Annotated in this window: 13 protein-coding genes and 1 tRNA gene; 5 read left to right on the forward strand and 9 right to left on the reverse strand. The window is 65.4% G+C overall.

What is annotated here, in order from left to right; translation table 11 throughout:
* The first annotated feature begins 654 nt into the window (after positions 1–654).
* The 4 genes from PKE72_RS15165 to PKE72_RS15180 all read left to right on the forward strand — a co-directional run bounded on the left by PKE72_RS15165 (position 655) and on the right by PKE72_RS15180 (position 6855).
* Positions 655–1908, forward strand: coding sequence for a TetR/AcrR family transcriptional regulator (locus PKE72_RS15165; RefSeq protein ID WP_271166208.1), 1254 nt, complete (start codon positions 655–657; stop codon positions 1906–1908).
* A 272-nt stretch (positions 1909–2180) separates the two neighbouring features.
* Complete coding sequence (locus PKE72_RS15170) at positions 2181–4385, forward strand: TonB-dependent receptor (RefSeq protein ID WP_271166209.1); 2205 nt, start codon at positions 2181–2183, stop codon at positions 4383–4385.
* Positions 4386–4457: 72 nt separating this feature from the next.
* Positions 4458–6041: an alkaline phosphatase D family protein gene (locus tag PKE72_RS15175; RefSeq protein ID WP_271166210.1), complete on the forward strand. Its 1584-nt coding sequence runs from the start codon at positions 4458–4460 to the stop codon at positions 6039–6041.
* A gap of 34 nt (positions 6042–6075) precedes the next feature.
* Positions 6076–6855, forward strand: coding sequence for an acid phosphatase (locus tag PKE72_RS15180; protein WP_271166211.1), 780 nt, complete (start codon positions 6076–6078; stop codon positions 6853–6855).
* 34 nt (positions 6856–6889) lie between these two features.
* On the opposite strand, the gene PKE72_RS15185 is transcribed toward PKE72_RS15180, so the two are convergent.
* The 9 genes from PKE72_RS15185 to PKE72_RS15225 all read right to left on the reverse strand — a co-directional run bounded on the left by PKE72_RS15185 (position 6890) and on the right by PKE72_RS15225 (position 12802).
* On the reverse strand, positions 6890–7234 hold the full coding sequence (locus PKE72_RS15185) for a hypothetical protein (RefSeq protein ID WP_271166212.1): 345 nt from the start codon (positions 7232–7234) through the stop codon (positions 6890–6892).
* A 71-nt stretch (positions 7235–7305) separates the two neighbouring features.
* Positions 7306–8379 carry a ribosome small subunit-dependent GTPase A gene (rsgA, locus tag PKE72_RS15190; protein WP_271166213.1) on the reverse strand — a complete coding sequence of 358 codons (1074 nt, stop codon included), beginning with the start codon at positions 8377–8379 and terminating at the stop codon, positions 7306–7308.
* Between the two features lie 273 nt (positions 8380–8652).
* Positions 8653–8729 (reverse strand) — tRNA-Pro (locus tag PKE72_RS15195).
* Between the two features lie 41 nt (positions 8730–8770).
* Positions 8771–9205, reverse strand: coding sequence for a MerR family transcriptional regulator (locus tag PKE72_RS15200; RefSeq protein ID WP_271166214.1), 435 nt, complete (start codon positions 9203–9205; stop codon positions 8771–8773).
* A 5-nt stretch (positions 9206–9210) separates the two neighbouring features.
* Positions 9211–9519: an integration host factor subunit alpha gene (locus PKE72_RS15205; protein ID WP_267516756.1), complete on the reverse strand. Its 309-nt coding sequence runs from the start codon at positions 9517–9519 to the stop codon at positions 9211–9213.
* Positions 9520–9597: 78 nt separating this feature from the next.
* A complete protein-coding gene (locus PKE72_RS15210) occupies positions 9598–10575 on the reverse strand; it encodes a beta-ketoacyl-ACP synthase III (protein ID WP_271166215.1) in 978 nt (325 codons plus the stop codon).
* Positions 10572–11648 carry a phosphate acyltransferase PlsX gene (plsX, locus tag PKE72_RS15215; RefSeq protein WP_271166216.1) on the reverse strand — a complete coding sequence of 359 codons (1077 nt, stop codon included), beginning with the start codon at positions 11646–11648 and terminating at the stop codon, positions 10572–10574. Before plsX ends, PKE72_RS15210 begins: the two co-directional genes overlap by 4 nt.
* Positions 11649–11754: 106 nt before the next feature.
* Positions 11755–12273, reverse strand: a complete 519-nt coding sequence (locus PKE72_RS15220) for a YceD family protein (protein WP_271166217.1) — start codon at positions 12271–12273, stop codon at positions 11755–11757.
* A 4-nt stretch (positions 12274–12277) separates the two neighbouring features.
* The gene (locus PKE72_RS15225; RefSeq protein WP_271166218.1) at positions 12278–12802 is read right to left on the reverse strand and encodes a ubiquinol-cytochrome C chaperone family protein; all 525 of its coding nucleotides are present in this window, start codon (positions 12800–12802) and stop codon (positions 12278–12280) included.
* Between the two features lie 91 nt (positions 12803–12893).
* On the opposite strand from PKE72_RS15225, the gene PKE72_RS15230 reads away from it, so the two are divergent.
* Positions 12894–13373, forward strand: coding sequence for an outer membrane protein assembly factor BamE (locus PKE72_RS15230; protein WP_271166219.1), 480 nt, complete (start codon positions 12894–12896; stop codon positions 13371–13373).
* Positions 13374–13393 lie beyond the last annotated feature (20 nt).

Consider the following 13393-nt stretch of genomic DNA (forward strand, 5'->3'; position numbering starts at 1 on the left):
TTCTAACGCACCGATGCTGATGGAATGTGAAGCGCTCGCCCTCAAAGTAGGCCTGCCAACGGTCGAGCCGGTCCAATCAGACGGTGGGTGAGATCGCAGCGAACTTGGGCGTATCCGCAGCACATTGTATCGGCTCCTCCGCTCGAAGCCCTGACGTCTATGACCGATTTTGTCGTTACGGCGCTTGGCGCGAGCCAATCCCTGGCTGCTGTCGAACACGGGTGACGTGAAGCGAATCCTGAACATCCCCGTCCTAGGACTAGGAACGCTGAAGATGCGGGCAGCCATTTCTCTCTCCAAGAAACAGCGGCAGCGACTTCTGGCTGAGCTTGGATTCCAACGAAACAGGAACCTGCAGTTCTTTAGAATTCAGCAAGTTGGAGTCTTACGATTCAGGAACGCTGACATGCAGCCGGCGCAGCGCGAAGGCCAAAGCGGAGATCCAAATCCCGCAGCGTCGGGGCTTCGTGCGGCCTACCCCGCCAATTTCAGGGGTTGATCTAACAAGTTTGCAGCTGAGATGGTTGTGACCGCTGTAAATACCAGTTCGTTAGGCGTCACACGCCGACCCTGCCCTATCGCCGACGGCTAGGAATGCTGGAGGTATCGCATTCGATCACTCGACAGCCATTCTACAGGGCTGCATTTAAGCCCATGCTCAGATCCCAAGCGACCAGCCGCACCAGCGACGCACAGCAGATTGTCGATGCGGCCATTGCCCAGGCTGCGGCGAACGGACTTCATAGCCTGACGATGCGAGACTTGGCCCAGGCGGTCGAAAAGAGCACGACAGTCATCGTCAATCTGTTTGGGACAAAGTCAGGCCTGATCCAGGCGGTCGGCGAAGAAGCGCTGAGGCTGGATACGGACTTCCATGTTCGCTTCTTCCAGTCGGCCGCGGGACTGGAGTTGAACCGCGACACCCTTCTGACCTTGATCCAGCACTATGTACGCCTGCGCGCCTCGGACAAAGCCGGCTTTGCGCGTGTTTGGGAAGCCCTTTTGCTTGAAAGCGATTCTTCGTCGGAGCGGTTCGACCTGATGCGCCGATGGGACGCCATGCTCAAGACGGCCTGGAGCGAGCATCTGGCGGCCATTCCTCGGCTGGAGCGCTACGCCGCCCCCCTGATCGCCTGGACGACGATCGAACAATTCTACGCCGGCGCGCTTCAGGGTCGGACCGAATATGAAATCATCGCCGCAGAGGGTCTCGGCGGGCTGATCGACCATGGCCTTGGCCTGCCTGAAAGGCCGGCGACGGCGACATTTTGGTATCGCGAGAACCTGATCCTGCCTCAAGCCCCCGCCGAGGGGCTCGAGGCGGACTCGATCCAACGCAAACTGCTGGACATCGCGGCGGACCAGATCCTTGCGGGCGGCGTGACGGCCATAACCAATCGCTCCGTCAGCGCCGTTGCGGGCACCTCCACCTCAACGATCGCCTATCATTGGCCCGATATGCGTCGCTTCGTTCTCGACGCGGTCTGGCACAGCGTGTTCCGGGACATGCCCCGCTATATGGCTGGCCAGCGCCCCGAAGGCGACGCTGAAAGCGCAGATATGGAGCGGTGGACGCGGCTTATGGCGCCCACGGTCTCCATCCCGCCCGATACGGAGGGCTTTTACATCCGATACGCCCGCCTGATCGCCAGCATTTGCGTCGAGGCGCGGCGCGATCCGTCACTGCGCGACCTGGCCATGCTGCTCCGTGGTCCGGAGGGCGGCGGCACCTATTACAACAGCCTCGGCGTCTGGCCTGCAGACTTCGACCTGACACGCCTGGCCGCAACCCGCTTCGCACTCTGGATCAAGGGACGCGCGCTGATATCCTCCGCGACGGGAATTCCGGTGTCGCCGACAGAGCTCGTAGCGGGCGCAAATCAGTTGGTCGCACGCTTCACGAGATAGAACGCGCGTTATCCGCGCATCCTCGTGCGTGCGCCACTTCATGACAGAAACACTTTAGATAAGCTTCACAAAAGCATTGCTTCGTCCGCCTATCTCCGGATCGTTGTCGAACAGTTGTTTTTTCGGTGAAGCGAAGGCGGCCTTGGCCTCCCTCCCCAAGCCTGCAACCGCCTCGCCTGACGGCCGGATAGGGCGACTGTTCGACAACATCCCCAAACGCTTCGGCGCGCGAGGGAGGGGGTGTCCCCGCGCGTCGCCCGAAGGATGATCAAATGAAACGTCTTCTCCTCGGCGCCTCCGGCGCCGTCCTCGCCCTGGCGGCCTTGCCCGCCGCAGCTCAGACCAATTCCCAGACGAACGCGACGACGGTGCAGGACATCGTCGTCACCGCACAACGCCGCGAACAGGCCAGTCAGGACGTCGGCGCCTCGCTCAGCGTGGTCGGCGGCCAGGAGTTGGATGAAAAGAACATCTCCGTCGTCAACGACCTCGAAAACGTCGTGCCCAACCTTGAGGTCGACAGCCAGTTCGGCGGCGGCCAGCCCCAGTTCCGCATCCGCGGCGTCGGCGCCCGCGAATACTCCAGCAACAACGCCTCGACCGTTGGCATCTATGTCGACGAAGTGGCCCACCCCTATACGGTGACCACCCAGGGCGCCCTGTTCGACATCGCGCGCATCGAAGTGCTGCGAGGACCGCAAGGCACCCTGTACGGCAGCAACACGACCGGCGGCGCCGTCAACATCATCACCAATGCGCCCACGGCGGACTTCCGCGCCGGCGTAACCGGCGAATACGGTTCGTATGATCGCTACAAGCTGGACGCCTATGTCTCCGGCCAGATCGCCGAAGGCCTGCTCGGCCGCCTCGCGCTCGTCACCGAACAGGGCGGCGCCTGGCAGTACAATCGCGACACCGGTCAGAAGCTGGGCGATCTGGACAAGACCGCCGTGCGCGGCCGACTGACCTGGGATGCGACGGACGACGTCACCGTCGATCTGGCGGCGACCTATATGGTCGACAAGTCCGACGGCCTCGGCTTCCGTCTTCTGGGCGACTATACGACGGCCGGCGGCGTCACCATTCCCAAAGACACCGCCTGGCGTATCACTGGTTGGTCGCTGTCGGAACAGCTGGCCAAGGTGTCCGGGCGCTCAGTCGGCGACAAGCCGGGCCGCGACAATGACGGCCTGGACCTCAGCGCACGGGTGACGGCCAACCTCGGCTGGGCGGACCTGACCTCGATCTCCGCCTACCAGTCCTTCACCCGGTCCGAATACAATGACTGGGACGGAACCAGCGCGCGTGAATCCGACGTCTTCTTCTATAATGACATCGACGTCTTGTCGCAGGAGCTCCGCCTGGCGTCGAACAAGGACGGCCGGTGGAACTGGATGACCGGGCTTCACTATTCGAACGAGAGCAACGACGGCGGCTTCTATACGGAATACCGCGCCATCACCGCCCTCATTCACACCCCCTACAAGCAGGACGTGGAATCGATCGGCGTCTTCACCAACAACAGCTTCCAGGCGACCGACCGTCTGAACCTGGTCCTGGGCCTGCGTTACGAATACGAGGAACGCAGCCTGACCAGCCCCGGCACCTACCGCCTGAACGCGACGCCGGGCGCAGAGGCCACCTATTCCACCGACATGTCCGAAGTGACCGGGAAGCTGGGCCTAGAATATGACCTCAGCGACAACGCCCTGTTCTACGCCAATGTCGCGCGGGGCGTGAAATCCGGCGGTTTCACCACCTACAACGCCACCTCCGCCACCCCCTTCGCGCCCGAGGAACTGATCGCCTACGAGACCGGCGTCAAATCCGACTTCCTCGACCACTCGATGCGGTTGAACGGCTCGGTCTTCTATTACGACTATAAAAACCAGCAAGTTCAAACGGTTCTGTACGACCGCACGTCCGGCCGGGTGGGCAAGATCGACAATGTGCCCAAATCGCACATCTATGGCGCCGAGCTGGAGTTCGAATGGACCCCCATCGCCGGTCTGAGCATCAGCCAGAACCTCAGCTACAAGCACGGCGAGTACGACGAATATAACTCTGTCGACACTACCGCCACGGCTGCGGCCAACCCGACCAACGGGCCGTGGGACGTGATCATCTATACCGATCGCGCGGGCGAAAAACTGCCCTTCCCAAAGATGAACTACGGCGGCTCCGTCGCCTATGACTGGCAGATGGCGGGCTTGGATCTGCGGGCGGAGACCAACTACAACTACCGCGACGACCTGTATTCGACCAGCGCCTCCTCGATCATCCCGGCCTATTGGCTGTGGAACGCCAACTTCACCACCGGCCCCACGAACGCCAACTGGCGCGTCGGCCTGTCGGTGCGCAACCTCTTCAACACCTATTACGAAGAGACGCGCAACGGCTTCAACGGCTCGGCCCGTCCGACCACCTCGCCCCAGCCGGGCCGCACTGTGGCGGTCCGTCTGTCGATGGACTTCTAAGGCCTGAGAAGAAGGGCGGACCGGTTCGCGCCGGTCCGCCCCATGCCCTCGATTGGTTCGAAAGCCTCCCGCATGCTGAAACCCTCCTTCCCGATGAACCGTCGCCTGTTGCTTGGCGGCTTGGTTGCGGCGCCCCTGGTGCTGCGATTTGGTCAGGCGCAGGCTCAGGGCGGCGGCGCCTATGTCTTTCCCTTGGGCGTGGCCAGCGGCGATCCGGCGCCCGACGGCTTCGTCATCTGGACACGCCTGGCGATTGATCCGCTTGCGCCTGACGGCCTCGGCGGCATGGGAGGTGCGGTCAACGTGGGTTGGGAGATTTCGGCGGATGAGGCCTTTCACCATATCGTCGCCTCAGGCGAGGCGGTGGCGGACCGTGGCGACGCCCACAGCCTGCATGTCGAGGTCGAACACCTGAGGCCTGACCGCCCCTATTGGTACCGGTTCACGGCCCTGGGTCAGCACAGCCCCGTCGGTCACGCCCGCACCGCCCCGGCCCCGAACGCCGACATCGATCGCCTGAGGCTGGCCGTCGCCTCCTGCTCCAACTGGGAGTCGGGCTATTTCAGCGCCTACGGCCATATGGCCGACGAGGCGCCGGACCTGACCCTGTTCCTGGGCGACTACATCTACGAATACACCCGCACCGGCGCCCAGGCGGCGAATGTGGTGCGGCCCTACGGGCTGGAAGAGGCGACGACCCTGGCGGGCTATCGCAACCGTTACGCCCTGCATCGGACGGATCCCGATCTCCAGCGCCTGCACGCCGTCGCCCCCTGCCTGGCGGTCTGGGACGATCACGAGATTCAAGACGACTATTCCGGCGTCTGGTCCAAGACGCCCGGCGTCGCCCCCCGTGATTTCCTGCTGCGCCGCGCCGCCGGCTACAAGGCCTTCTACGAGGCCATGCCCATTCGCCGCACGCGGCTGGACGCACGTCTCCAGATGCCGATCCATCGCAGCGTCCGCTATGGCCGGCTGGCCCAATTCTTCATGCTGGACGGCCGCCAATACCGGTCGAAACAGGCCTGCGCCGACGGCGTCAACGGCGGCAAGGGCCAGGTGGTCACCGACGCCGCCTGCCCCGACCGGCTGGACCCCGCCCGCACCTTCCTGGGCTTCGAGCAGGAGCGTTGGCTGTACGAGGGCCTGGCCCGTTCGCAGGCCCGCTGGAACATCCTGGGGCAGGATCTGGTGATGGCGGGGCTCAGATTCGGGAACGGCGACGCCGAGACCCGCTACTGGACCGACACCTGGGACGGCTACCCCGTCGCGCGGGACCGCATGACCGAGGCCTTGGCGACGCTGAAGCCCTCCAACCCCATTGTGCTCAGCGGGGACTACCACTCCTTCTGGACCAATGACGTCAAACGCGTCAGCGCTGACCCTTCGTCGGCCACCGTAGCGACCGAGTTCGTCGGCACTTCCATATCGTCCTCAGGGCCACCCTATGACGCCCTGATGGCCAATATGCCGAACAATCCGCAGATCAAATTCTTCGACAGCCGGGTCCGGGGCTACATGTCCATCGACATGGACCGCGACCGGATGACCACCCGCTACCGCGCCATTTCCGACGTGCGCGATCCAAGGGCTGCGGTGTCCACCCTGAACAGTTGGGTGGTCGAAAACGGCCGGCCGGGCGCCCTGCCGGCCTGATCCAGAATCACAACATCCAGACTTCCAGAGTTTCATGATCAACACGTCTACCGACCGCCGTCCTGCGGCCGTCGCCTTCGCCGTTTCCCTCGCGCTTTCTTTGGTCGGCTGCGCTGCCGCGCCCCCCACTCCCGAATTCTGGACCGGCTTCCGCGATCATCCCCATGGCTATCTGGCCAAGGACGCCGCACCGAACGCCGCCGCCTTTCTCCCACCGCCGCCGGCCGAAGGTTCGCTGCGCGCCCAGGCAGACGTCGCCGCCTATCGCGCCACCCGCGCGCTTGAAGACAGCCCGCGCTGGGCCCAGGCCCGCGCCGACAACGAAATCGAGACGCCAGACGCCCCGCGCGTCTTCGACGAAGCCCTCAGGATTCACTTCGACCCCGAACGCATGCCGACCCTGACCCGCCTGCTGGGGCGTATGCTGGGCGACCTGGAGACGATCCAGACCCCGGCCAAGCGCGGCTTCACCCGCCCCCGCCCCTTCGTGGCCGAGCCGGCGGCGACCTGTATCGCGCCCGAACCCTGGCTGGCCGCCAGCGGATCCTATCCGTCAGGCCACGCCGCCCTGGGCTGGGCCTGGGCCCTGGTGCTGACGGAAATGGCCCCCGATCGCGCCGACGCCATCCTGGCGCGCGGCCTCGCCTATGGTGAAAGCCGCGCCATCTGCGGCGTCCACTATCCCAGCGACGTCGAGGCGGGGCGTCTTGTCGGCGCGGTCCTGGTTGCGCGCCTGAAGGCCGATCCGGCGTTTCAGGCCGATTTCGCGGTCGCCGCCCGTGAGCTTGCCCAGGCCCGACGGGCAGGTGGCTAGCCCGCCCCCCCCCCCCGCCACGGCCCGAGGAGTCTTAGGATGCAGGAACGCTCACAGCGGGCTCGATCTCGATCGCCCCTTCGCGGAACTCTTCTGCGGACACGAAGGCGGAACCGTCTTCGTCGAGCACCCAGACGCCGATCAGCGCGGTGTGATCGGGCGTGACCTCCTCGTCGATCAGATCGCCGTCATAGACGCCGACATTGCTGTAATCGAAGTCCAGCAGAAGCTGGTGAGCCATGTCGATCACCTCGTCGGCCATCCGACGCGCATAGCCCAGCGCCTCGCTGTCATTGGCGAAGTCGTCCGTCAGCGTATTGACCTCGGCGGTGTCGCCGCCCTGGGTCGCACTGGTGGTCACGATTGTATACGCGGGCATTTTTGAACTCTCTCAGGTTTGAATCTCCCGACTAGACTGATTGCCTGCGGGAAAGGCGATAATTCGTCCGGTCAGTCGGCCGCGCCCCGATCATTCCTCTTCGTGGCGCGGTACGCCTTCTGGAGCGCGCCGAGCCGGCGGCGCTCGACAGCCTTCGCCGCCCGCTCCTGTTCGTGCTGGGCCGCGGCCGCCTCGAGCGTCAATTTCCGATAGTGGGCCCACCGGGCGGGATCGAGGGCGCCGCTCTGCACGGCGGCTTGCACCGCACAGCCCGGCTCGTTGGCATGACTGCAGTTGTTGAACCGGCAGGCCTGGACAAGATGTTCGACGTCATCGAACACGGCGCTCACGCCGTCTTCGGCGTCGATCAGCCCAACCTCGCGGATACCCGGCGTATCCAGCATTAACCGACCGCCGGGAAGCAGGATGAGCTCGCGGTGGCTGGTGGTGTGCCGCCCCTGATCATCGGTCTCGCGGATCGCCTGGGTGGCCATCCGGTCTTCGTTCAGGAAGGCGTTGACCAGGGTGGATTTGCCCACGCCGGACGAGCCGATGAGCACGCAGGTCTCTCCCCTCCCCACCTGGGCGAGCAAGGCGTCGAGACCTACGCCTTGGCGGGCCGACACCATCAGGACCGGACACCCCGGCTCCAATGCGGCGATGGGCGCAGCCTGGCCCTCCGGATCGGCGCACAGGTCCGATTTCGTCAGCACCAGGACAGGTCGGGCCCCGCTCTCCCACGCCGCCGCCAGATAGCGCTGGATCCGGCGCAGGTTCAGATCACCGTTCAAGGATGTGACGATAAAGGCCACATCGACGTTTGCGGCCAGGATCTGCAGTTTCCGCATGCTGTCGGCGGCCCGACGGACGAATGCCGTGCGGCGCGGCAAGACGGCGTGGATCGTGGCTGTGCGCTCTTGCGCGGTCTGCGAAAGTGCGACCCAGTCTCCGACCGCAGGATGCCCGACTTCCCCAGCTTCATGACGCAGCCGACCCGAAACCTTGGCGCGCAGGTCCGCACCGTCCGTTGCGACGACGTAGCCGTCCCGCTGGTGGAGAATGACACGTCCCGGCGTGTGGCCTGCACGCTGATGGGGCTCAAAGGCCTCCGACAGAGACGCCGACCATCCATAGTGTTCGATCAAACCAAGGGGATCCTGTTGGCTGCGGGGACAGCATCATGCCGTTCGCCCTGATACATGTCGCGGAAGCCCAGCATTCGACGGCGTTTGCACCCTATCACTTCTGCGGCGGCGTGAACGACCTCGGAATGACGTGGGCTGAGCCAGCCACGTCTGCGGGGTAGGCGGGGCGAAGACTGAGACTGATCGCCGAGGAGGACGCGTCGAACAGCGCCCGAATTGCAAAGGGGCCGCCCGAAAGCGACCCCTTCAACCAACCGTCTTCTTTGGGGAAGATGGTCGGAGCGACAGGATTCGAACCTGCGACCCCTTGACCCCCAGTCAAGTGCGCTACCAGGCTGCGCCACGCTCCGAAGGCGCTCCCTATAGACGGGGGAACCGTTGACCGCAAACGCTAAAACGACTTTTCCACCGAGCGCGACAGGACAGCGTCCAGACGCGCCTTCGCCTGCTCCAGATCGGCCAGAACCGCCTGCAGATCCGCCTGTTCGGCGCGGCCGGCTCCGGGCGCGGACATCGGCTTGGCGACGGCGAAGGTCTCGCCATCCTCGATCAGGGCCGCCGCCTCGGCGCCGACCAGCTTTTTCAGTCCCTGCTCCTTGTGCAGGCGCTGGACCCCGCGAATCGTCAGGCCGTCGTCATGCAACAGCCGCCGCACGGCTTTCAGCACCGCAATGTCCTGGGATCGATAGAAGCGCCGTCCGCCGGCCCGCTTGACCGGGCTCACGAAGGTGAACTTCGTCTCCCAGAACCGCAGCACATGCTGCGGCGCCCCGACCTCCTCGGCCGCCTCGGAAATGGTGCGGAAGGCGTCGGCGCTCTTGGCCAAGCGAATCAGGCCTCGACGACGGCGTCGTGAACCCGGCTCTTCATGATCTGAGAGGCGCGGAAACTGATGACCCGGCGGGGATTGATCGCCGCCGGTTCGCCGGTCTTGGGGTTGCGGCCCATGCGGGCGCGCTTCTCGCGGACCTGGAAGACGCCGAACCCTGACAGCTTGACCGTATCGCCCTGCTCCAGGGCTTCCACGATCAGTTCCAGGGTCCGTTCCACCAGGGCCGAACACTCCTGCCGGGACAGGCCGACCTCCTCGTGCACGGCTTCGCAGAGATCGGCGCGCGTTACGGTCTGTTGGCCTGACATCATATCCCCGGCTTGGTTCGGTCCGTTGCGCCTATAGGCGCGCAAAGTCTGCGGAAAATCAATGCCTATGGGCTCGACCTAGAGTCGCAACGCGCAGGCGCCCCAGGTCAGGCCGCCGCCCATGGCCTCCAGAAGCACCATGTCGCCCTTCTTGATCCGTCCGTCCTGGATCGCCGCATCGAGCGCCAGGGGGATGGAGGCGGCCGAGGTGTTGGCGTGCATCGCCACGGTCGAGATCACCTTGTCCTCGTCCAGACCCAGCCGGTCGCCGACCCCCTTGATGATCCGCTGATTGGCCTGATGCGGCACGAACCAGTCGACGTCGGGAATACCAATTCCGGCGGCTTCGCAAGCGGCGGTGATGCCTTCGGCTATATTGACCACGGCATGGCGGAAGACCTGGTTCCCGGCCATGCGCAGATGGCCCACGGTGCCGGTCGTGGCCGGGCCGCCGTCCACATAGAGAAGATCGGTCTTGGACCCGTCGGCGCGCAGGGCGAAGCCCAACATGCCCTGGTCGGCCGCGGTCCCCTGCCCTTCACGCGGCTCCAGCACCACGGCCCCGGCGCCGTCGCCGAACAGGACGCAGGTGGTGCGGTCGGTCCAGTCCATCAGGCGCGTCATTTCTTCCGCCCCGATCACCAGGGCGCATTTCGACAGGCCCCGCGCCACGAAGCCGTCGGCGACGCTCAAGGCGTAGACGAAGCCCGAACAGACCGCCTGGACGTCGAAGGCCACGCCCACCCCGGCGCCCAGCTTGTGCTGAACGATCGAGGCGACGGCGGGGAAGGTCATGTCGGGCGTGGTCGTCGCCACGATGATCAGATCCACGTCCGCCGCCGTCTTGCCGGCGTCGGCCAGGGCCTTCCTGGCGGCCTCCACCGCCAGATCGCTGGTCGGTTGGTCGTCGCGCGCCTTGTGGCGCTGCTTGATGCCGGTGCGTTCCTGGATCCATTCGTCGGAGGTGTCGACGAACTTGGCCAGGTCGGCGTTGGTGACGATCTGCTCCGGCAAATAGGAGCCGACGCCGGTCACGGCGCTGCGGGTGACGCTCACTGAAGGGGTTCTCCGGCGGGGGCGGCGGGCGGGCTGGAATGGTCGAACACGGCGTCCAGCTTGCCCAGATTGGCGCCCACCTTGGTCATATAGTCGCTGCGGGCCAGATCGACCGCGATGCGGATCGCATTGCCGAAACCCTTGGCGTCCGCCCCGCCATGGCTCTTCACCACGATCCCGTTCAGACCCAGCAGCGGGCCGCCGTTGATCGTGCTGGGGTCGATCTTCTCGCGCATCTTCTTCAGGGCCGGCATGGCGATGGCGGCGCCCAGCTTGGACTGCAGGTTCGAGGTCAGGGCCTCGCGCAGCAGGGCCGAGATATAGCGCGCCGTGCCCTCGGCGGTCTTCAGGGCGATATTGCCGGTGAAGCCGTCGGTCACGACCACGTCCACCGTGCCCTTGGCGATGTCGTCGCCCTCGACGAAACCGTGATAGTTCAGGTCGAACGGGCCGTCGCGCAGGATGGCGTGCGCCTCCTTGACCTGTTCGTTGCCCTTCATGTCTTCCGAGCCGACGTTCAGCAGACCAATCGTCGGCCGGGCGATGCCGCGCACCGCCGACTGGAAGGCCTCGCCCATGATGGCGAACTCGACCAGCTGCTCGGCGTCGCTGCCGATATTGGCGCCCACGTCCAGCACCGCCGTATGACCCCTGAAGGTCGGCCAGCTGGCGACGATGGCCGGCCGCTCCAGCCCCGGCGCCGACATGCGCAGAATCAGTTTGGAGATCGCCATCAGGGCGCCGGTGTTGCCGGCCGAGACGACGCCGCCGGCCTCGCCCGTCTTCACCGCCTCGACGGCGTTCCACAGGCTGGAGCCCTTCCCCCGGCGCATGGCCTGGGCGGGTTTCTCGTCCATGGCCACGACCTTGTCGGTGTGCCGAATGTCGACCATTTCAGTCGGCAGGTCGCAACGCGCCAGCTCGGCGCGAATCTGGGTCTCGTCGCCGTGCAGCAGGAAGCGGACTCCCTCCCCGCCATGGGTGCGGACGTAACTGCGGATGCCGGGGACGACGACGGATGGCCCGTGATCGCCGCCCATGGCGTCAAGCGAGATCGTAACTGGGGCTGGCAAATGGACCTCGAAGAACCGCGTCGTCTTGTCGCGCGACGCTGTATATAGGGCGCTGGACGATAGCGCCGAAGCCGGGGGATGCAACCACCCGGCCCTTACGTCAACCTCAGCCTTGATCGTCCTGGGGCTTCAACGCCTTCAGGGCGGCGAAGGGCGAGATTTCGGCGGGTTCTTCCGGTTGCACGAACTCCGCGCCCGGCTTGCGCGGGAACGGGTCCAGCGACAGGACCAGTTGCTCGACGGCGTACTGGCCCAGGTCGATCTTGCCGTCCTCGATCAGATCGGCGTCCTCTTCGTCCAGGGTGACCTCGATCTCGTCGGTCTCCTGCGGCGCGGCCTCGACCAGCTGGATCGAGAATCGGCGGTCCACATCGACCGGCAGCGGCTCCAGCGTCAGGCCGCAGGTTTGAACCGCATGGGCCGAGACCCGGCCCTTCATCGTCCATTCGCTGGTCGACGGGGTCGGCTTGACCTCGATCTCGACGACGAAGTCCTCCAGCCCCTGAAGGTCCAGGGCGCGGGCGATTCGTTTGCGCGCGTCCGCGTCGGGCTCCAGCCGCCGGCTCAGCCCGGCGCCGATCTGGTTGACCCGCACCGTCTCGCTGTAGGGAAGACTTACGCTCATCGTCTCAAACATCCGTCCAGGCCGGCTTCGCCAGCACTTCGTTGAATTTCTGCGCCGCCAGGCCGGCCCGCGCGGCCAGGGCGTAGCGCGCCAGATCGGCCGCCCGCTCCGCGCCCGTCTCGGCATAGACATTGCGCGCCAGGGCCTCGGCCAGGGCCGTCGCATCGGCGTCGCGCAGCGGCGTCTCATAGGCGTTCATCCGCCCGTACAGGGCCTCGCCCAGCTTGCGCATCTTCTTGCCCACGGCCACGTCGCCCACGCCCTCTTCCCGCAACACATGATCCAGGGCCGAGACATAGACATCGAACAAGGCCTGGGCCGCATCCCGCCCCGCCTCGGTGTTCTCATCGCGCAGCCGCAGCACCAGCAGCAGGACGTGCAGCGTATAAAGCTCGAACCGCGCATCGATCCGATCCGCCACGCCCAAGCGCGTGTAAAAGCCGACATTTCGCGCCTGTTCCACCGCCGGGGCGTACAGGACGTCGCCGGTACGGGCGCCGGGCCGGGGTTTGAACAGGTTTTTCAGCATGGTTTTATACGGCCCCTTTTCCGCCGCGCCGTTGAACTAGGACGCAGGTCCGTCTAGGTCAAAGACCTTGTTCTCTCGCAGGCGCCCGATCATGTCTCGTTTCGTCCCGCTTTTCGTCGCCGTTTCGCTGGCCGGCCTGTCCGCCGCCTGCGCCCCGACGATCGGTTCCAACGGCTTCCAGGCCATCGACGCCAAGCCCCAGGACATCGTGGCGGGGACCGACACCAAGGAAACCGTCCTGGCCCGCCTCGGTTCGCCCTCGACCACCTCGACCTTCGAGCCGGACCAGGTCTGGTACTACATCAGCCAGACGACCGAGAAATACACCTACAACCGCCCGGTCATCTCCAGCCGCACCATCACCGAAGTCACCTTCGAACCGCAGGGCGACAAGGTCGCCGCCGTCCGCACCCTGGGCCTGACCGACGGCGAGCAGATCGCCATGAACCGGACCGAAACCCCGACCCGCGGCCGCGCCCTGACCGTGCTGGAACAGCTGCTCGGCAACGTCGGCCGCGGCCAGCTGCCGCGCACCGAGGACGACACCCCCGGCCAGCGCCGCCCCGACTAAGGGCCGACTGCCGGCACAAA

Origin of the sequence: Brevundimonas intermedia (assembly GCF_027922165.1) — a bacterium.
Taxonomy (GTDB): Bacteria; Pseudomonadota; Alphaproteobacteria; order Caulobacterales; family Caulobacteraceae; genus Brevundimonas; species Brevundimonas intermedia.